Here is a 17,656-nt window from a genome sequence, read left to right as displayed (position 1 = left end):
CTCCGAACACGTCGTGGATGGGGGTTCTGCGGAGGAGCGTCCGATCCGGTGTCGGAGCCGCCGGTTACCATCACTGCGTGTCGATCCCCGCCCCTGCTCCGGAGCCCGCCTGGGCGACGGTCTACGCGCCGGCGGAGCCGGTGAGCCTCGCGCTCACCCTCCGCACGCTGCTGCGGGGCTCGGGCGACCCGACCATGCTCCTCGACGCGTCCGGCTTCTGGCGGGCGTTCCGCACGCCGCTCGGCCCGGGCACCCTGCATCTGCGGCAGGCGGTGGACGGCGCGGTCCACGCGCGCGCCTGGGGCGGGGGAGCGGAGTGGCTGATCGACGCGGTCCCCGAGCTCCTCGGCCACGGCGACGACTGGAGCGGGCTCGACCTGTCGGCCCACGCGCCGCTCGCCGAGGTGCTCCGCCGCTCGTCGGGCCTGCGCCTCACGCGCGCGAACCTGGTGTTCGAGATGCTCGCGCCGTCGGTCCTCGAGCAGAAGGTCACGAGCACGGAGGCGTGGCGCGCCTACCGGGTGCTGGTGCGCCTCCACGGGGAGCCCGCCCCGGGGCCGGTCGCTCTGCACGTGGCTCCGAGCGCGCAGCAGTGGCGGCGCGTGCCCTCGTGGGACTGGCACCGCGCGGGAGTGGATCCGCGGCGCTCGCGGACCGTCCTCACCGCCGCGCTCGTCGCCTCCGGCCTCGAGCGGACCCTCGCGCTCGGGCGGGGCGGCGACGAGGTCGCCCGCCGGCTGCAGTCGGTGCCGGGGATCGGGCCGTGGACGGCGTCCGAGGTGATGATGCGCGCCCACGGAGATCCGGACGCGGTCAGCGTGGGCGACTACCACCTGGCCGCGGCCGTCGGCTTCGCGCTCACGGGCCGGCTCGGGGTCGACGACGACGGCATGCTCGAGCTCCTCGAGCCGTGGCGCGGGCACCGGCAGCGGGTCATCCGGCTGATCGGCTGCAGCGGAGCGAGGAAGCCGCGGCACGGCCCGCGGATGACCATCCAGGACCACCGCCGGCACTGATCCGCTCCTCCACAGGGGCGGCTCGCGGGCGAGTCGGCGCGACCACCGCGTCACGCCGCGTCCGGGCGGCGGGTCGGGCTTAGCCTCGGAGGATGCAGCAGTCGACGACCCCAGGTGTGCCCGGCAGCGACCCGGAGCGCGACCCCGACGACGCGGCCGTGCGGAGCGGGGTCGACGCGACGATCGGTGGTCGGACGCCGGAGGGCGGCACGGGGTCGGACGACGAGGTCGAGGCCGGTGAGGCGCGCGACTCCGTGAGCGGGGCCGAGGTCGTGCCGGCGCCGGAGTCCGCGTCCGAGGACGCGGCCGAGCCTCAGGACGAGCAGGAGTCCGACGCTGAGGACGAGGACCTGCGCGAGCCCGGTGTTCAGGACGAGGACGAGGTCGTGCGCGACGCTCAGGACGAGGCCGTGAGCGAGCCCGATGCCGAGGACGAGGTCGTGCGCGATGCTGAGGACGAGGTCGTGCGCGGGCCCGACGCCGCGTCGGAGTCGGAGCACGCGGCGCCCGCCGCCGCCGAGCCCGAGGTCGACGACCGCCCGATGATCGAGCGCGTCGAGTCCCTGGTCCGCCGCTGGATCGCGCGCAGCGGCGAGTTCCCGGTCGAGCCCGCCGCCCAGCGGCTCGCGGGCGTGCTCCAGGACCCGAACGGACTCGACTTCACCGTCGGGTTCGTCGACGGCGTCGCCCGGCCCGAGGACCTCTCGGTCGCGGCCGAGAACCTCGCGGCGCTCACCGCGAAGACGCCCGCCTTCCTCCCCTCCTACCTGCGCGCCGCGATCAGCACCGGCGGCGCCGTCGGCCCCGTGCTGCCCTGGGTGGTCGTGCCCGCGGCCCGCCGGGTCCTCCGCCGCCTCGTCGGGCACCTCGTGGTCGACGCCTCGGAGGCGCGTCTCGGTGCGGCCGTCGCCGCGCTGCGCGAGGGCGGCGACCGGCTCAACCTCAACCTCCTCGGCGAGGCCGTGCTCGGCGAGCGCGAGGCCCGCCGCCGCCTCGAGGGGACCCTCCGCCTGCTCGAGCGGCCGGACGTCGACTACGTCAGCGTCAAGGTCTCGAGCGTCGTCAGCCAGCTGTCGATGTGGGCCTTCGAGGAGGAGGTCGACCGCGTCGTGGAGCGTCTCACCCCGCTCTACCAGGCCGCCGCGTCCGGAGCCGACCCCACCTTCATCAACCTCGACATGGAGGAGTACCGCGACCTCGACCTGACGGTCGCCGTGTTCCGGCGCCTCCTCGAGCAGCCGGGCATGCTCGACCTCGAGGCGGGCATCGTCCTGCAGGCCTACCTGCCCGACTCCGTCCGCGTGCTCGACGAGCTGACCGGGTGGGCGCAGGAGCGCCGGGCCCGCGGCGGAGCCCCGATCAAGGTGCGCGTCGTGAAGGGCGCGAACCTCGCGATGGAGAGGGTCGACGCGGCCCTGCACGACTGGCCGCTCGCGACGGTCGGCAGCAAGGTGGAGGCCGACACGAACTACAAGCGCCTGCTCGACCGGGCACTGCGGCCGGAGCGCGTCGACGCGGTGCGCGTGGGCGTCGCCGGGCACAACCTCTTCGACCTCGCCTGGGCGTGGCTCACGGCGACCGAGCGCGGGGTGACCGGCGCGGTCGAGATCGAGATGCTGCTCGGGATGGCGACCGGGCAGGCGCGCGCCGTCCGCGAGGACGTGGGACGCCTCCTCCTCTACACGCCCGTCGTGCACCCGCACGAGTTCGACGTGGCCATCTCGTACCTCATCCGCCGGCTCGAGGAGAACAGCAGCCCCGAGAACTTCCTCTCGGCCGCGTTCCGCCTCGACGACGAGGAGGTGCTGCAGCGGGAGCTCGGCCGCTTCCGCGCCTCGCTCGAGGCCCTCGACGACTCCGTCCCGCCGCCGAACCGCACGCAGGACCGCCTGCGGGAGTGGTCCTCCGGCTCCGGCCGCCGCCTCGTGCAGGAGCACGCCCGCGCCGGCGAGCGGGCGCAGGACCCGGCCGCCGCGGGCCTGACCCAGGCCGTCCTCGGCCTCAGCCGCGGCTCCGGCGCCGCCGCCGCGACCGCGGGCTTCCACAACGAGCCCGACACCGACCCCGCCCTCCCCGGCAACCGCCGCTGGGCGCGCCTGATCACCGAGCGCATCGCCGGGTCGACCATCGGAGCGGGCACGGCCGACGCCGCACGCGTGAGCACCGAGGCGGAGCTCCAGGAGGTGCTGCGCACGGTGTCCCGCCGCGCGGAGCGCTGGGGCGAGCGCCTGGGCTACGACCGAGCGGCCGTGCTCGACCGCGCCGGCCTCGTCCTCGCCGCGAACCGCGACCGCCTGATCGAGGTGATGGCCTCCGAGACCGGCAAGACGATCGCCGAGGCCGACCCCGAGGTCTCCGAGGCCATCGACTTCGCCCACTACTACGCCACCCGCGCCCGCGAGCTCGACGCCGTCACCGGGGCCACCTTCGTCCCCGCGCGGGTCACCGTCGTCGCTCCGCCGTGGAACTTCCCGGTCGCCATCCCGGCCGGATCGATCCTCGCGGCGCTCGCCGCCGGCTCCGGAGTCGTGGTGAAGCCGGCGCCCCAGGCCCGCCGCTCGGCGGCTGTGCTCGTCGAGGCGCTCTGGGACGCGGGCGTCCCGCAGGAGCTCCTCGCCCTGGTCGACCTCGACGAGGAGGAGCTGGGACGGGCGCTGATCACCGACCCCCTCGTGGACCGCGTGCTGCTCACCGGCTCCTACGAGACCGCCCGCCTCTTCCGCTCCTGGCGGCCCGGCCTCGCACTGCAGGCCGAGACCAGCGGCAAGAACGCGATCATCGTCACTCCCCACGCCGACTACGACCTCGCCGTCGCCGACATCGTCCGCAGCGCCTTCGGGCACGCCGGCCAGAAGTGCTCCGCCGCCTCCCTGGTGATCCTGGTCGGCTCGGTCGCCCGCTCCAAGCGCTTCCGCGCCCAGCTGGTCGACGCCGTCACGTCGCTCCGCGTCGGCCGGCCCGACGACCCGTCGGCGGTGATGGGGCCGCTCATCGAGGAGCCCACCGGCAAGCTCCTGCACGCGCTCACCACGCTGGGCGGAGGCGAGTCGTGGCTCGTCGAGCCGCAGCGCCTCGACGAGAGCGGCACGCTCTGGTCACCCGGGATCCGCGAGGGCGTCACCGAGGACAGCTACGTCCACCTCACCGAGTTCTTCGGCCCGGTGCTCGGGATCATGCACGCGGCGACCCTCGAGGACGCCGTCCGGATGCAGAACGGCACCGAGTACGGGCTCACGGCCGGGCTCCATTCCCTGCACGCCGACGAGCTCGCCCTCTGGATCGACTCGGTCGAGGCGGGCAACCTCTACGTCAACCGGGGCATCACCGGAGCGATCGTCCGGCGCCAGCCCTTCGGCGGATGGAAGCGCTCGTCCGTCGGCGGCGGCGCGAAGGCGGGCGGACCCAACCACCTCATCGGCCTCGGCTCCTGGAAGCCCTCGCCCGCGCGCTCCTCCTCGACGCTGCACCTGCGCGGCCTCGACGACCGCGCGCGCCAGTTCATCGAGGCGGCCCAGTCCTCGCTCCGGTTCGAGCAGTTCGACCTGCTCCGCCGCTCCGCCCTCTCCGACCAGCTCGCCTGGGCGACCGAGTTCGGCGTCGTCACCGACATCTCGAAGGTCGGCGTCGAGCGGAACCTGTTCCGCTACCTCCGCGTGCCGATCGCGCTGCGCCTGGCCGACGGCGGCGACCTCGGAGAGCTCCTCCGCGTCATCGCCGCGGGCCTGCTGACCCGCTCCCGGATGGACATCTCCACGTCCCTCCCGCTCCCGCCGCGGGTGCAGGAGATGCTCGGCGGCGACGAGCTCGCCGAGATGGCGGGCCTCGTCCCGCGCATCGTCGTCGAGACCGATGCCCAGTGGCTCGAGCGCGCCGCGGCCGGCCGCATCACGGCGCCGCGCATCCGCATCATCGGCGACATCGTCTCCGACCGCGTCGACGGCTACGCGGGCCCGCAGGCCCCCGGCAGTCCGACCCACGGACAGCAGGCCGTCGTCCGCCGATCGTCCGACTCGACCGGCTCCTTCACCGACGTCGTCGCCGGCATGACCCGCGGCAGCACGGGCACGCCGGTCCCGCTCACCCGCGCCGACGGATCCCGCGTCCCCCTCGCGACCGCCCTCGCCGAAGCCCTCGGCGGCGCCCTCGACACCGCCGTCTACGCCGACCCGGTCACCCCCGCCGGCCGCGTCGAACTGCTGCCCTTCCTCCGCGAGCAGGCGATCTCGATCACGAACCACCGCTTCGGCAACCCGATCGATCTGAGCGACGACGTGCTGTAGTCGATTCCACGCCCGTCCCTGACGGGCGTGGCGCGGTCGGCTTCTCGACGGGGTGCGTTCTGAGGAGCGGGGTGCGTTCGGCTACAGCGATCCGCTGGTACGCGGATCGCTGGGTCGCCTCGGGGGCGGTGCTCGCGGGGATGGTGTGGATTCTGTGTGGCGCGGTCGGCTTCGCGACGGGGTGCGTTCTGCAGGGCCGGGTGCGTTCGGCTGCAGCGATCCGCTGGTACGCGGATCGCTGGGTCGCCTCGGGGGCGCTGCTCGCGGGGATGGTGTGGATCGGGCGGGGCGCGGTCGGCTTCTCGACGGGGTGCGTTCTGTGGAGCGGGGGACGTTCGGCTACAGCGATCCGCTCGCACGCGGATCGCTGGTTCGCCTCGGGGGCGGTGCTCGCGACGATGGTGAGATCAGGCTGGCGCTGGTCGGCCTCCCGACGGAGCCCCGGGACGCGGCTCAACGAGGCGCGGGGGGACTTACTTGTCGCGGCAAGTAGTGGGTAGGGTGGGGGGATGAGTGCGCCCGAGACACGCTGGCTGACGCCCGATCAGCTCGACGCCTGGCTGCGCTTCATCGCGGTCGTGGAACTGCTGCCGGGCGCCCTCGACACGCAGCTGCAGCGCGACGCGGGGCTCACGCACTTCGAGTACCTGACGCTGGCGATGCTGTCCGAGGCGCCCGACCGCGCCCTCCGGATGACCACGCTCGCCGCCCGCACCAACGCGACCCTGCCCCGGCTCTCGCACGTGGTGACCCGCCTCGTCGCCCGCGGCTACCTCGAGCGCCGCCCCTGCGCCTCCGACGGCCGCGCCACGAACGCGGTGCTCACCGACGCCGGCCTCCAGAAGATCGTCGACACGGCGCCCGGTCACGTCGCGACCGTGCTGGCCGACGTCATCGATCCGCTCGACGCCGAGCAGATCCCGCAGCTGGCCGACATCATGTCGCGCATGCTCGCCCGGCTCGACCCCGAGGGCAGGATGACGGTCGACGCCGTGCGCTCCTCGCTCGGAGACCCCGACACCCGCTCCTGCTGAGCGCACCGACCCCTCGCTCCCGGGGCGGACCGGCCTCGGCCGCGGCCGAATTCATGTACAGGGACTCCCGGACGTGCCCGTCAGGGTCCTCGAGGCCGCGCCCGCATGGAGCCGAGGTCCTGCACCGCGACCGGCTCGGCGCCGCCGGAGGCCGGCCCGTTCCCGAGCACCTCGCCGACCTCCTCCCTGCTGCCGACGCTCACCGCGAAGAGGCCCTGCACCCGGGAGCGCGCGTCGACGATCTCCTTCGATCTGGAGGTCGAGAAGGAGGGGGGCGGGAGGAGCATCGCGGACACGTGCTCGGAGGCGACGGAGCAGGCGGCGTCGTCGCTGAACAGCGGATTCAGGGCTGAGCAGAGGATCCAGGGTCCGGCCGAGCGCCGGGGAGATCGCCCTCGAGCGCTCCGGATCCGTGAACGGGAGGTCGACGAGGATCGAGTCGACGGCCCTCCGCGTCAGTCCGGCGATCGGCCGCGCGACACGCGGGAGTCCGTGCCATCATCGCCTCGTGCAGTTCACGACGACGCTCTTCCGGATCGGCAACAACACCGGCATCGAGGTGCCGCCCGAGGTCCTCGAGGCACTCGGCGGCGGCAAGCGTCCCGCCGTCGCGGTGACGGTGAACGGCTACCGCTTCACCAGCACGGTCGGAGCGATGGGCGGACGCGCGCTCATCCCGTTCTCGGCCGAGAAGCGCCGCGAGACGCAGCTCGCCGGCGGTGACGCGATCGACGTCGTGATCGAGCTCGACACCGTGCCGCGCGAGGTCGTCGTGCCGGAGGACCTGGCGTCCGCGCTGGCCTCGGCGGGCGCTGCGGAGCGCTTCGCCGCGCTCTCGCCCAGCGCGCGGAAGGCCCACGTCACGTCGGTCGAGGGCGCGAAGGCCGCCGAGACGAGGGCGCGCCGCGTCGCCTCGATCGTCGCGGCGCTCGTCGGCTGACGGGCGCGCCACGGTCCGGGACGCCACCTCGTCGCCGGATAGGCTGCCTCCGGCGCCCCACGGCGGAGCGCTCTGGAAGCGGAGTCGGGGGACTTGATGGGTGCGGTTCGGCGTTGGGTGTTCCCGATCGTGTGGATGGTCATCATCGGAGCGGCGAGCATCGCCCTGGTGAAGATCGCGTTCTTCCCGGACGGCGCGGCCGAGGCCGATCCGACGCAGCCGACCGGTGAGATCACCGAGCCGACCGTCACGGTCGCCCGCGGCACGGTCACCAACGACCTCACCCTCCAGGGCACCGTCGCCGCCGACCCCGCCGTGCCGCTCAAGGCGACGGCGGCCGGAACGGTCGACGACGTCTACGTGCAGCAGGGCGCGGCCGTCGCGTCGGGCGATCTCATCTACGACATCCGCGTCGAGACTCCGCGCGACCCGGTCGAGACGACCGGCCCGGACGGCGCCGTCACCCTCACCCAGCAGGAGCCCTCCGTGCGCTTCGAGCGGGTCTACGCCGCGACCGGCGGCACCCTCAGCGCGCTCGGCGTCATCCACGACCAGGCCGTCACGGTCGGCGAGGTGACCGGACAGGTCGCGCCGCCGAGCTACGCCGTCACCGGCACGATCGACGCGCAGCAGCTCTACCGCATCCAGAACCGGCCGACGGAGGCGCAGGTCGCGATCACCGGCGGGCCCGCGGGCTTCACCTGCACCGACCTCACCATCAGCACCCCTCTCGCCGGAGCCGGCGAGGGCGGCACGACCGGCGGCGCGACGGACGGCGGCGGCGGGACCTCCACCGGCGGCTCCGGCACGAGCTTCACCTGCCAGGTGCCGACGGAGGTCACCGTGTTCCCCGGGCTCGCCGCCTCGGTGACGCTCGCGGGAGGCAAGGCGGAGGACGTCCTCGTCGTGCCGACCACCGCGGTCGAGGGCACCGCCCAGTCCGGCGTCGTGTTCCGCCGGGCGGACGACGGCAGCACCGAGGAGGTCCCGGTGACGCTGGGACTCACCGACGGCAGCTCCGTCGAGATCACCGGCGGAGTGGAGGAGGGCGCCGAGCTCCTGCAGTTCGTGCCGGGCGCGGAGGAGGCTGCTCCCGACGTCCAGCTGGGCGGCGACTGCATCGCGCAGCCCGACGGCTCGGTCTTCTGCTCGTGACGATCCTCCGGCTCGAGGGGATCCGCAAGGTCGTCCCGCTGCCCGACGCACCGCCGCTGACGATCCTCGACGGCGTCGATCTCGAGGTGGGCGAGGGCGACCACGTCTCGGTCGTGGGGCGCAGCGGCTCCGGCAAGTCGACGCTGCTCAACATCCTCGGACTCATCGACGAGCCCACCGAGGGGCGGATGCTGCTCGAGGGCGCTCCCACCGAGACCCTGTCCTCGCGGGCCCGCGCGCGCATCCGCGGCGGCAGCATCGGCTTCATCTTCCAGCAGTTCAACCTGCTGGAGGGGCGGACCGCCCGCGAGAACGTGATGACGCCGCTGCTCTACGCGACCGGATCGGAGTTCTGGCGCCGCCGCGACCTCGCGGCCGAGATGCTGGAGCGGGTCGGCCTCGGGCACCGCGTGGACTCGATGCCCGGGCGCATGTCCGGCGGCGAGCAGCAGCGGATCGCGATCGCCCGCGCCCTGGTGCGCCGACCGCGGCTGATCCTCGCCGACGAGCCGACGGGCGCCCTCGACACCGACACCGGCGAGAGCGTGATGGGCCTGCTCGACGAGATCGCCCGCGAGTCCGGCTCCGCGCTGGTCACCATCACCCACGACCCGGCCATCGCGGCGCGGGCCGAGCGCCACTACCGGCTCGACCACGGCCGCCTGGGCTCGACTGCGAATGCGGGCCCCGTCGCCGAGGCGGTGGTCCTCTGATGCGCGCGCTCGTCGGGATCGCCGGCGCGATCGTCGAGGCGTGGACCGAGCTGCGGATCCACCGCGGACGCGTGCTCCTCTCGCTGATCGGAGTCGCGGTGGCCGTCGCCGCCCTGACCGCGGTCGTCGCGGCCGGCGGCATCGCCCGCCAGGCCAGCATCGAGCAGGCCGAGCGCTCCAGCGGGCGCCCGGCGAGCCTCTTCCTCTCCGCCTACCCCTCCGGTACCGGCACCTCCGAGGTGGATGCCGACGCACTCCAGGCCGCGTGGACCGGTGCGCTCGAGCGCTACTCCATCACCTACGCGAGCCGCTCGACCTACGGCAGCGCGCGCGTTCAGTTCGCCGACGGCGCCGTCGACGTCGCGGTGCAGGCGGTCGACCAGCCCTTCGCCGAGATGCACCGGCTGAAGATCGTGGACGGCTCCTGGTTCACCGCCCGCGACTCCCAGCGCCTCGCTCCCGCACTCGTCGTCAACGAGCGCTTCTGGGAGCGGATCGGGAGCCCGGATCTGCGCACCCACCCGGTGGTCACCCTGCTCGGCTCCGAGCGCGACGTCACGGGCGTGGTGGTCGGCGTGACTCCCTCCTCGCAGTTCGAGACGGATCCGTCGATGATGATGCTCGCGGACGCCTACCCGGCGGTCGCCCGCGACGCCGACCCGCAGTACGGCGGGCAGGGCGTGCCGAACTACGAGATGTGGGTGCCGCTCGACCTGGCCGAGCCCCTCGCCGCGGCGGTGGAGCGCGACGTGGCCGGCGCCCTGGGATCCGACTTCGAGGTGTCGGTCGACCGGCAGGACTACCTGGTCTACGACTCCGACCCCTTCGGCGTGCTGACCTGGGTGATCGGCGGCGTGGCGGGCCTGGTGCTGGCGCTCGGCGCGCTCGGACTGCTCAACATCGCCCTGGTCACCGTCCGGCAGCGGATCCGCGAGATCGGCATCCGACGCAGCTTCGGCGCCTCCTCCGGCCGCATCTTCTTCTCGATCATGATGGAGAGCGTCGTGGCGACCGTCGTCGCGGGAGTGGTCGGCGTGACGGTCGCGGTCATCCTCGTCACCAACCCGTGGACGGTGGCCTTCGTGCAGGACAACGGGATCGCCGACATCCCGCCTTTCCCGGCCGAGGCGGCGCTGCTCGGGCTCGGGGCGGCGACCCTCGTCGGCGCGCTCGCGGGCCTGGTGCCGGCGATCGTCGCCGTGCGGGTGAAGGTGATCGACGCGATCCGCTACTGAGGCCCGCCGAGGGTGACGACGAGCTCGTCGCCCTCGAGCGCGGCGTGCGCGTCGGAGTAGTGCGCGATCCGGGGCAGCCCCCGGGTGCTCGCACTCTCGTGGCTCCCGACGACGATGACGCGCATGCCGGCGTCCAGACCCGCCCGGATGCCGGCCTCGGCGTCCTCGAACACCAGCGCGTCCTCGGGGGAGACGCCGAGCAGGGCCGCGGCGGCGAGGTAGCCGTCGGGAGCAGGCTTGCCGTTCGCGACGTCGTGCGCGGTGACGACGGTGTCGGGGGAGGGGACGCCCGCCGCGGCCAGACGGGCGGCCGCCAGTGCCGGGCTCGCGGACGTGACCAGGGCGACGCGCTCGCGGGGGAGTGAGGCGAGGAACGCCGTCGCGCCGGGGATCTCGACGGTGCCCTCGGTGTGCTCGAGCTCGTATGCGTCGAGCTCCGCGACGATCGCGTCGACGTCGCTGCCGGCCGGAGCGAAGCGGCGGACGCTGTCGGCGGCGCGGACACCGTGAACGGCGCCGAGCACCGCGTCGTGGTCGAGAGCGAAGCGCTCGGCGAAGGCACCCCAGATGGTCTCGACGACGGCCGTCGAGTCGACGAGCGTCCCGTCCATGTCGAAGAGGGCGGCGCGGGCTCGGAGGAGGTGGGGCATGCGTCCATCCTGGCGGTCGACGGCCTCCGACGCCTGCCGGTGCGGACAGCGCTCGGACAGCGCGCGATCAGCCCGCCCTCAGGCCATGCATCGTGTCGCGGCGCTACGGTGGTCCGAGATCGCGGGCAGACGCCCGGAGGGGAGTGGAGGACGCCATGACGGACGACAACGGAACCGGCACGGACCAGGGCGCGAGCACGGGCGGCGAGGCCTCCGGACCCCGCGCCGGGTGGTACCCGGACCCGGCGGGCTCGTCCCGTCAGCGCTGGTGGGACGGGACCGGCTGGACGGAGTCGCTCCGCGACGCGCCGGCGGCCACTCCCACCGCCCCGGCCGAGAGCGGGTCGGCGCAGGCCGCCGCGACTCCCGTTCCGCCGACCGCACCGACTCCGCCCGCGCCGCCCGCCGAGCGTCCCGCCTACGGGGAGACGTCGAGCGGAGCGGCGACGAGCTACGGGCAGTCGGCCTCGGGCCGGTATCCGCAGCAGCCGTCGTCCGCCGACCCGCAGCAGAGCTACGGGCAGCAGGGCTACGGCCAGCAGGGGTACGGCCAGCAGCCGCAGCCGCAGCAGCCCTCCGGCCAGCAGGCTCCCCAGCAGTACGGCCAGCAGGGGTACGGCCAGCAGCCCTACGGCCAGCAGCAGCAACAGCCTTACAACCAGCAGCAGCCGCAGTACCCGGCCTACGCCGCGGCTCCCGGAGCACTCGTGCAGCAGCGCGACACGAGCATCGTCACGTCCACCCCGTGGATCTGGGTGGTGGTCCTCCTGCCGCTGCTCTCGGCGCTGTCGATCTTCCTCCTCCCGCCGAGCGCGATCGTCGACTCGTCGATGGCCTCGACCTACGGGCCGAGCTCCTCGATGGGGATGTCGACCGCCTACCTCGTCGGCCTCGGCGTGCTCCAGGTCGTCGGCTTCCTGATCTACGCGGCGGAGGTCGTCTTCGCCTTCCTCGACTGGCGCCAGCTGAAGCGAGCCGGCCTGCAGCGTCCGTTCCACTGGGCGTGGGCCTTCCTCGCCGCTCCCTACGTCTACGTGATCGGCCGAAGCGTGGTCGTGAAGCGCGTGACCGGCGGCGGACTCCTCCCGCTCTGGGTCTTCCTCGGCGTCGTGGTCGTGTCGTTCCTCATCGCGATCGGCTGGACGGTGTCGCTCTTCTCCCAGATGACGCAGGCCTTCGCTCCCGCGGGCTTCTGAACCCGTGCGCGCCGCCGATCTCGTCCTGACCGGCGGCGCCGTCTTCACCGCCGACGCCGTGCGCTCCCGAGCGCACGGCGTCGCTGTCGTCGGAGGGCGGATCGTCGCGGTCGGCGCCGACGCCTCCGACCTGATCGGGCCGCGCACCGAGGTGGTCGACCTCGAGGGCCGGATGCTCGTCCCCGGCTTCCAGGACGCCCACGTGCACCCGGTCTGGGGCGGCGCCGCGCTGCTGCGCTGCTGGCTCGGAGCGGGAGGGTCGCCCGCCGAGCACCTGGCGACGGTCGCCGGGTACGCGGCTCGGGAGAGCGGAGCGGAGTGGATCCTCGGCGGCGGCTGGAACCTGCCCGACTTCCCCGGAGGCACCCCGACCGCCCGCGAGCTCGACACGGTCGTCCCTGACCGGCCCGCCTTCCTCACCAACGCCGACGGGCACGGCGCCTGGGTCAACTCCGCCGCACTGCGCCTCGCGGGGATCGACCGCACGACGCCGGACCCCGCCGACGGCCGCATCGAGCGCCTGGCCGACGGCACCCCCTCCGGCACCCTGCACGAGGGGGCGATGGACGCGGTCCGCCGCCACCTCCCGCCCGCGAGCGCGGACGAGCTCCACCGCGCGCTGCTCCTCGGGCAGGAGACCCTGCACTCGTTCGGAGTGACGGCGTGGCAGGACGCGATCATCGGCTCCTACGGCGATGTGGGCGACCCCGGTCCGGTGTACCGCCGCGCGGCGCTGAGCGGCGAGCTGACCGGGCGCGTCCGCGGTGCGCTGTGGTGGGATCGGGGCCGCGGCGTCGAGCAGATCCCGGAGCTCGTCGAGCGGCGCGCGGCGCTCGCCGCCGACCGCTTCGCGCCGACCACCGTCAAGATCATGCAGGACGGGGTCGCCGAGAACTTCACGGCGGCGATGCTCGAGCCCTACCTCGACGGGCACGGCGGCCACGGTCACGGCGACGGCCTCTCGATGGTCCACCCGCGCCTCCTGAACGAGGCCGTGCCGCTCCTGGACGCGGCCGGGTTCCAGGTGCACTTCCACGCGATCGGCGATCGGGCCGTACGCGAGTGCCTGGACGCGGTCGAGCGGGCGATCCAGGCGAACGGGCGCCGCGGCAACCGCCACCACCTCGCCCACCTGCAGGTCGTGCATCCGGACGACCTGCCGCGCTTCCGTGCGCTCGACGTCGCGGCCAACCTGCAGATGCTGTGGGCCTCGCTGGAGCCGCAGATGGTGGAGCTGACGCTGCCGTTCCTCGGTGAGCGGCGCGGCTCGTGGCAGTACCCGTTCGGCGACCTGCTCCGCTCGGGCGCGGTGCTCGCCGCGGGGAGCGACTGGCCGGTGTCGACGCCCGACCCGCTCGCCGCGATCCACGTCGCGGTGAACCGGCTCTCGGCGCCGTCCGAGCGCGAGCCGGGGTGGAGCGAGGAGGTGTTCCTCCCGGAGCAGCGCCTCGACCTCGCCACCGCCCTCTCCGCCTCCACGGCCGGCTCGGCGTGGGTGAACGGCCTGGAGGGCGAGTCGGGCTCGATCGCCGTGGGACTCGCGGCGGACTTCGCCCTGCTGGACCGGGACCCCTTCGCCGGCGACCCCCGGGCGATCGGGGACACCCGGGTGCTGGGCACCTGGATCGGCGGCGAGCGCGTCCACACCGCAGCGGACGCGCCCGCCTGATCCGGGTCGTTCAGGAGGCGGCGCTCAGCAGGTGATCGCTCCGCCGATGATCCCCGCGAGCAGCCCGCCGGTCGCGGAGGCGATCGCGCCGGGACCGGAGATCGCGCCGATCACCCCGCCGGTCGCGGCACCGCTGACGCCGCTCCCGGCGACGCAGTGGCCCCACTCGGGCGAGCTCCAGTCGCTGTTCAGGTGCAGGCCGCCCGCCGCCGAGCGGGACGCCGAGTCCGGGGCGAAGTGGAAGGTGAGCGTGTCGGAGTCGTCGATCGACCAGTGGCCCGACACGGTGCGGCCGCGTCCGACGTCGATCCTCTCCGGGAGTGCGTCGGACGTCTCGGCGCCGTCCGTGAAGCCGACCCCGCCGCCCGCCAGCTCGACGATCCGCGTGCCGTCGGTGACGTCGAAGGTCACCGTCGACGCCGATCCGCCCCGCGCCTCGAGGTGCACCCGGCTGCTCGTCTCCTGCCTCGCCGGCTCGGCGTGCGCGGCCTGCGCTGTGAACAGCGGCACCGCCAGCAGAGCGGCCGCCGCCGCGACCAGTGCCGTGCTCGTCCTCTGTCGTTCCATCGTCGTTCCCTCCCTCGGATTCCGATCCAGGAGGGAGGGCTCAGCGCCGCCGGTCGACGAGGGCGAGGACGACGGACGCCACCGCTGCCGCGACGGCGGCGGTGACCACGACGTCCCACGGATCCTCGGCGCCCACCGCGGTCGCGACGAGGTGCCCGGCCAGGACGCCGACGAACAGTGCCGGCAGCATCAGCCAGATGCGCCGTCTCCGTCGTGCCGCCGTACCGGCCTGTTCCCTGTCGCTCATGCTCGCCCTCCTGGATTCACCATACAGGTATGGAGTACCAGGCGGTCGCGACGCGCGTCGAGGAGGTGGCGCGATCCGTCAGGCCTCGCTGCGCTGGATGAGGCGGGAGAGGACGATCGCGGAGCGCGTGTGGTCGACGTTGGGCGCGATGCGGACCTTCTCGAGGGCGAGCTCGAGGCTGGGGATGTCGCGCGAGCGGATGTGGACGATCGCGTCGGCGGAGCCGGTGACCGTGCCCGCGTCGACGACCTCGGGGACCGCGGAGAGGATGCGGCGGAGCTCGTCCGGAGCGACGGTGCCGCGGCAGAAGAGCTCGACGTAGGCCTCGGTGGCCATGCCGTCGACCGCGGGGTCGACCTTGATCGTGAAGCCGCGGATCACGCCGTCGGCCACGAGGCGGTCGACGCGGCGCTTCACCGCGGAGGCGGAGAGCCCGACCACGCCGCCGATGTCGCCGTAGCCCGCGCGGGAGTTCTGGCGCAGCAGATCGAGGATCTTCCGATCGATGTTGTCCATGCTCCGAGGATAGGCGCGGCCGGAGCGGCGCCTGGGCGGCAGCAGAGTGCCACTGGAGATTCGTGACGCCCGGCTATATAGTTGCTCTCGGTCAATAGTTGATCGCGGTCAACTAGAACCGCCGCCGTGCTGAAGAGGAGCCCATGTCACACCCCGAACACCGCGCCGCATCGCGCGGAACCGCCGCGCCGCACGCCCCCGCCGGGCCGGACGGCGCCATGTCGCACCGCCAGGTGCTCGAATCGCTCAGCGGCCTGCTGCTGGGCATGTTCGTCTCGATCCTCGCGGGCACGGTCGTGTCGACCTCGCTGCCCCGGATCATCTCCGACCTCAAGGGCGACCAGAACGCCTACACCTGGGTCGTCACCGCGACCCTGCTCGCGACCACGGTCTCCACTCCGCTCTGGGGCAAGTTCGCCGACCTGTTCAACCGCAAGCTGCTGATCCAGCTCGCCCTCGGGCTGTTCGTCATCGGCTCCGCTCTGGCCGGCTTCTCGCAGGACACGAACATGCTGATCGTCTTCCGCGTGTTCCAGGGCCTGGGCGCCGGCGGACTCGCCGCGCTGAGCCAGATCATCATGGCCGACATCATCAGCCCCCGTGAGCGCGGCAAGTACGCCGGCCTCTTCGGCGGCGTGATGGCGATCGGCACCGTCGGCGGCCCGCTCCTGGGCGGCGTCGTGACCGACGCGTTCGGCTGGCGCTGGAACTTCTTCATCGCGATGCCCGTCGCGATCGTCGCGATCGTCCTCCTCCAGATGACCCTCCGCCTCCCCGCGCACCCGAAGCGCAAGGTGCGGATCGACTACCTCGGCGCCGTGCTCATCGCGGGCGGAGTCTCGCTCCTGCTGATCTGGGTCTCCCTCGCCGGCAAGAACTTCGACTGGGCCTCGTGGGAGACCGCGGTCATGGTCGGCGGTGCGGTCGTGCTGCTGATCGCCGCCGTGATCACCGAGCTCACCGTGGCCGAGCCGATCATCCCGATGGGGATGTTCAAGAACCGCACCTTCAGCCTCGCCGTCGTGGCGAGCATCTCGGTCGGCGTCTCGATGTTCGGCGTCGCCGTCTTCCTCGCGCAGTACATGCAGCTGGCCCGCGGAGCCACGCCGACCCAGTCGGGCCTGCTCACCATCCCGATGATGGCCGGCCTGCTGATCGCGTCGACGATCTTCGGCGGGATCATCTCCCGCACCGGCAAGTGGAAGGCGATCATGATCAGCGGCGGCGTGCTCGCCGTGATCGGAACCTCCCTCCTCAGCACCCTCCGCTACGACACGGACCTGGTCCTCGTCGGGATCTACATGGCCGTCCTCGGCGCCGGCCTGGGCATGCTGATGCAGAACCTCGTCCTGGTGGTGCAGAACTCGATCGAGGTGAAGAACCTCGGCGTCGCGACCAGCGCGGTCACGTTCTTCCGCAGCCTCGGCGGCACCGTCGGAGTCTCGGTCCTGGGCTCGATGCTCGGCACCGTGATCGCCGACCGCATCAAGACCGGCATCGCGGGTCTCGCTCCCGCCGACCAGGCTCTCGCCGCGCAGGCGCTGGGCAGCGGCACGATCCCGCAGCCGGCGACTCTGCCCGACGCCGTGCGCGTCGTGGTCGAGAGCGCCTACGGGATCGGCGTGGGCGACGTGTTCCTCTACAGCATCCCGCTCGCCGTGGTCACGCTGATCGCCGTCGTCCTCCTGCCCAACGTGAGCCTCGGCTCGAAGAACGCGGTGCAGCTCAAGGCGGAGCCGACCACTCCGCTGCAGGCCGCGGAGGACGCCCTCATCGCCGCCTCGGACGGCCAGGCGGCGCTCCGCCCCGTCGGCCAGGCCCGGCGGACGGACGACGCGACGCACGCCCGGGAGGGTCGCGGGGCCACTCCCGTCGGACACGGCCGCCACGCCGACGAGGAGCGGCAGGAGGAGTCGGTCGGGCACGCCCGGCACGCCGCTCCCACCGGCTCGGTCGACGTGATCGAGCGCTCCTGATGCCCGCCGCCGCGCCCTCGGCCGAGGCGCTGCACGAGGTCGAGGAGCAGATCACCGTGCTCGCCGTCCAGGTGCGCCTCGCCGTCCGGGACGCGGCGGCGTCGATCGACCCGGCGCTGCCGCCCTTCGGACTGCGGCTGCTGCGGATCCTCGAGCGCTGCGGTCCGGTCCACTCCGGCGCCGCGGCGGAGCGGCTCGGGGTCGACCGCAGCGCGATCAGCCGCCAGGCCCGCCAGCTCGCCGAGCTGGGCCTGGTCGAGATGACCACCGATCCCGCCGACGGCCGAGCGCGGTTCCTCTCGCTCAGCGCGGCCGGATGCGAGCGGATGCGCGACCTCGGCGGCCGTCAGCGGCAGCGGATGCAGGAGGCGCTGAGCGCCTGGCCCGAGGAGGATCTGCGTGCGTTCGCGGGATACCTGGAGCGGCTGACCGCGGCGGAGTGAGCCGCGTGATCTGAACGAG

The 17,656-nt window shown here is 73.5% G+C and carries 16 protein-coding genes; 11 read left to right on the top strand and 5 right to left on the bottom strand.

The features are described 5' to 3' along the window. Window positions 1–77 precede the first annotated feature (77 nt). From C5C39_RS05205 to C5C39_RS05190, 3 genes are all read left to right on the top strand, one after another. On the top strand, window positions 78–1,016 hold the full coding sequence (locus tag C5C39_RS05205) for a DNA-3-methyladenine glycosylase (RefSeq protein WP_258063215.1): 939 nt from the start codon (window positions 78–80) through the stop codon (window positions 1,014–1,016). Window positions 1,017–1,558: 542 nt separating this feature from the next. Beyond that, complete coding sequence (locus tag C5C39_RS05200) at window positions 1,559–5,296, top strand: proline dehydrogenase family protein (protein ID WP_104352844.1); 3,738 nt, start codon at window positions 1,559–1,561, stop codon at window positions 5,294–5,296. Between the two features lie 509 nt (window positions 5,297–5,805). Continuing rightward, complete coding sequence (locus C5C39_RS05190) at window positions 5,806–6,330, top strand: MarR family winged helix-turn-helix transcriptional regulator (RefSeq protein ID WP_104233099.1); 525 nt, start codon at window positions 5,806–5,808, stop codon at window positions 6,328–6,330. 80 nt (window positions 6,331–6,410) lie between these two features. Here C5C39_RS05190 and C5C39_RS17400 read toward each other — a convergent pair whose 3' ends face one another. Continuing rightward, a complete protein-coding gene (locus C5C39_RS17400) occupies window positions 6,411–6,626 on the bottom strand; it encodes a hypothetical protein (RefSeq protein WP_181136321.1) in 216 nt (71 codons plus the stop codon). Window positions 6,627–6,838: 212 nt separating this feature from the next. On the opposite strand from C5C39_RS17400, the gene C5C39_RS05180 reads away from it, so the two are divergent. The 4 genes from C5C39_RS05180 to C5C39_RS05165 all read left to right on the top strand — a co-directional run bounded on the left by C5C39_RS05180 (window position 6,839) and on the right by C5C39_RS05165 (window position 10,373). Beyond that, window positions 6,839–7,270 carry a YdeI/OmpD-associated family protein gene (locus C5C39_RS05180; RefSeq protein WP_104352830.1) on the top strand — a complete coding sequence of 144 codons (432 nt, stop codon included), beginning with the start codon at window positions 6,839–6,841 and terminating at the stop codon, window positions 7,268–7,270. Between the two features lie 135 nt (window positions 7,271–7,405). Continuing rightward, on the top strand, window positions 7,406–8,425 hold the full coding sequence (locus C5C39_RS05175; RefSeq protein WP_104222862.1) for an efflux RND transporter periplasmic adaptor subunit: 1,020 nt from the start codon (window positions 7,406–7,408) through the stop codon (window positions 8,423–8,425). After that, window positions 8,422–9,138, top strand: a complete 717-nt coding sequence (locus tag C5C39_RS05170) for an ABC transporter ATP-binding protein (RefSeq protein WP_104352829.1) — start codon at window positions 8,422–8,424, stop codon at window positions 9,136–9,138. The genes C5C39_RS05175 and C5C39_RS05170 overlap by 4 nt, the downstream gene beginning before the upstream one ends. Beyond that, a complete protein-coding gene (locus C5C39_RS05165) occupies window positions 9,138–10,373 on the top strand; it encodes an ABC transporter permease (RefSeq protein WP_104260405.1) in 1,236 nt (411 codons plus the stop codon). The genes C5C39_RS05170 and C5C39_RS05165 overlap by 1 nt, the downstream gene beginning before the upstream one ends. On the opposite strand, the gene C5C39_RS05160 is transcribed toward C5C39_RS05165, so the two are convergent. Then, window positions 10,367–11,023: an HAD-IA family hydrolase gene (locus C5C39_RS05160; RefSeq protein ID WP_104226157.1), complete on the bottom strand. Its 657-nt coding sequence runs from the start codon at window positions 11,021–11,023 to the stop codon at window positions 10,367–10,369. The two genes, C5C39_RS05165 and C5C39_RS05160, sit on opposite strands and share 7 nt — an antisense overlap. A gap of 155 nt (window positions 11,024–11,178) precedes the next feature. On the opposite strand from C5C39_RS05160, the gene C5C39_RS05155 reads away from it, so the two are divergent. Together C5C39_RS05155 and C5C39_RS05150 are read left to right on the top strand one after the other, a co-directional pair. After that, a complete protein-coding gene (locus C5C39_RS05155) occupies window positions 11,179–12,219 on the top strand; it encodes a DUF2510 domain-containing protein (RefSeq protein ID WP_146083876.1) in 1,041 nt (346 codons plus the stop codon). 4 nt (window positions 12,220–12,223) lie between these two features. Beyond that, the gene (locus C5C39_RS05150) at window positions 12,224–13,888 is read left to right on the top strand and encodes an amidohydrolase (protein WP_104352827.1); all 1,665 of its coding nucleotides are present in this window, start codon (window positions 12,224–12,226) and stop codon (window positions 13,886–13,888) included. Window positions 13,889–13,912: 24 nt separating this feature from the next. Here the strand turns inward: C5C39_RS05150 and C5C39_RS05145 are convergent, their stop codons facing one another. The 3 genes from C5C39_RS05145 to C5C39_RS05140 all read right to left on the bottom strand — a co-directional run bounded on the left by C5C39_RS05145 (window position 13,913) and on the right by C5C39_RS05140 (window position 15,218). Continuing rightward, window positions 13,913–14,455 carry a hypothetical protein gene (locus tag C5C39_RS05145; protein ID WP_104222856.1) on the bottom strand — a complete coding sequence of 181 codons (543 nt, stop codon included), beginning with the start codon at window positions 14,453–14,455 and terminating at the stop codon, window positions 13,913–13,915. 40 nt (window positions 14,456–14,495) lie between these two features. Next, the gene (locus tag C5C39_RS17170; RefSeq protein WP_146076614.1) at window positions 14,496–14,702 is read right to left on the bottom strand and encodes a hypothetical protein; all 207 of its coding nucleotides are present in this window, start codon (window positions 14,700–14,702) and stop codon (window positions 14,496–14,498) included. 78 nt (window positions 14,703–14,780) lie between these two features. Then, window positions 14,781–15,218, bottom strand: a complete 438-nt coding sequence (locus tag C5C39_RS05140) for an Lrp/AsnC family transcriptional regulator (RefSeq protein ID WP_104222855.1) — start codon at window positions 15,216–15,218, stop codon at window positions 14,781–14,783. Between the two features lie 218 nt (window positions 15,219–15,436). On the opposite strand from C5C39_RS05140, the gene C5C39_RS05135 reads away from it, so the two are divergent. Further along, window positions 15,437–17,194 (top strand): MDR family MFS transporter, encoded by a 1,758-nt coding sequence (locus C5C39_RS05135; protein WP_104352826.1) that lies wholly within the window; start codon window positions 15,437–15,439, stop codon window positions 17,192–17,194. Next, the gene (locus C5C39_RS05130) at window positions 17,194–17,637 is read left to right on the top strand and encodes a MarR family winged helix-turn-helix transcriptional regulator (protein ID WP_104335501.1); all 444 of its coding nucleotides are present in this window, start codon (window positions 17,194–17,196) and stop codon (window positions 17,635–17,637) included. The genes C5C39_RS05135 and C5C39_RS05130 overlap by 1 nt, the downstream gene beginning before the upstream one ends. The last annotated feature ends 19 nt before the right edge of the window (window positions 17,638–17,656 follow it).

Origin of the sequence: Rathayibacter sp. AY1F3 (assembly GCF_002931975.1) — a bacterium.
Lineage (GTDB): Bacteria > Actinomycetota > Actinomycetes > Actinomycetales > Microbacteriaceae > Rathayibacter.
This window is presented reverse-complemented; position numbering and strand designations above follow the sequence as displayed.

Excerpts from the sequence above, each read along its gene's own strand:
- C5C39_RS05200 (WP_104352844.1), top strand. The coding sequence starts at position 1,559 with ATGATCGAGCGCGTCGAGTCCCTGGTCCGCCGCTGGATCGCGCGCAGC.
- C5C39_RS05190 (WP_104233099.1), top strand. The coding sequence starts at position 5,806 with ATGAGTGCGCCCGAGACACGCTGGCTGACGCCCGATCAGCTCGACGCC.
- C5C39_RS05175 (WP_104222862.1), top strand. The coding sequence starts at position 7,406 with ATGGTCATCATCGGAGCGGCGAGCATCGCCCTGGTGAAGATCGCGTTC.
- C5C39_RS05165 (WP_104260405.1), top strand. The coding sequence starts at position 9,138 with ATGCGCGCGCTCGTCGGGATCGCCGGCGCGATCGTCGAGGCGTGGACC.
- C5C39_RS05160 (WP_104226157.1), bottom strand. The coding sequence starts at position 11,023 with ATGCCCCACCTCCTCCGAGCCCGCGCCGCCCTCTTCGACATGGACGGG.
- C5C39_RS05155 (WP_146083876.1), top strand. The coding sequence starts at position 11,179 with ATGACGGACGACAACGGAACCGGCACGGACCAGGGCGCGAGCACGGGC.
- C5C39_RS05145 (WP_104222856.1), bottom strand. The coding sequence starts at position 14,455 with ATGGAACGACAGAGGACGAGCACGGCACTGGTCGCGGCGGCGGCCGCT.
- C5C39_RS17170 (WP_146076614.1), bottom strand. The coding sequence starts at position 14,702 with ATGAGCGACAGGGAACAGGCCGGTACGGCGGCACGACGGAGACGGCGC.
- C5C39_RS05140 (WP_104222855.1), bottom strand. The coding sequence starts at position 15,218 with ATGGACAACATCGATCGGAAGATCCTCGATCTGCTGCGCCAGAACTCC.
- C5C39_RS05135 (WP_104352826.1), top strand. The coding sequence starts at position 15,437 with ATGTCGCACCGCCAGGTGCTCGAATCGCTCAGCGGCCTGCTGCTGGGC.
- C5C39_RS05130 (WP_104335501.1), top strand. The coding sequence starts at position 17,194 with ATGCCCGCCGCCGCGCCCTCGGCCGAGGCGCTGCACGAGGTCGAGGAG.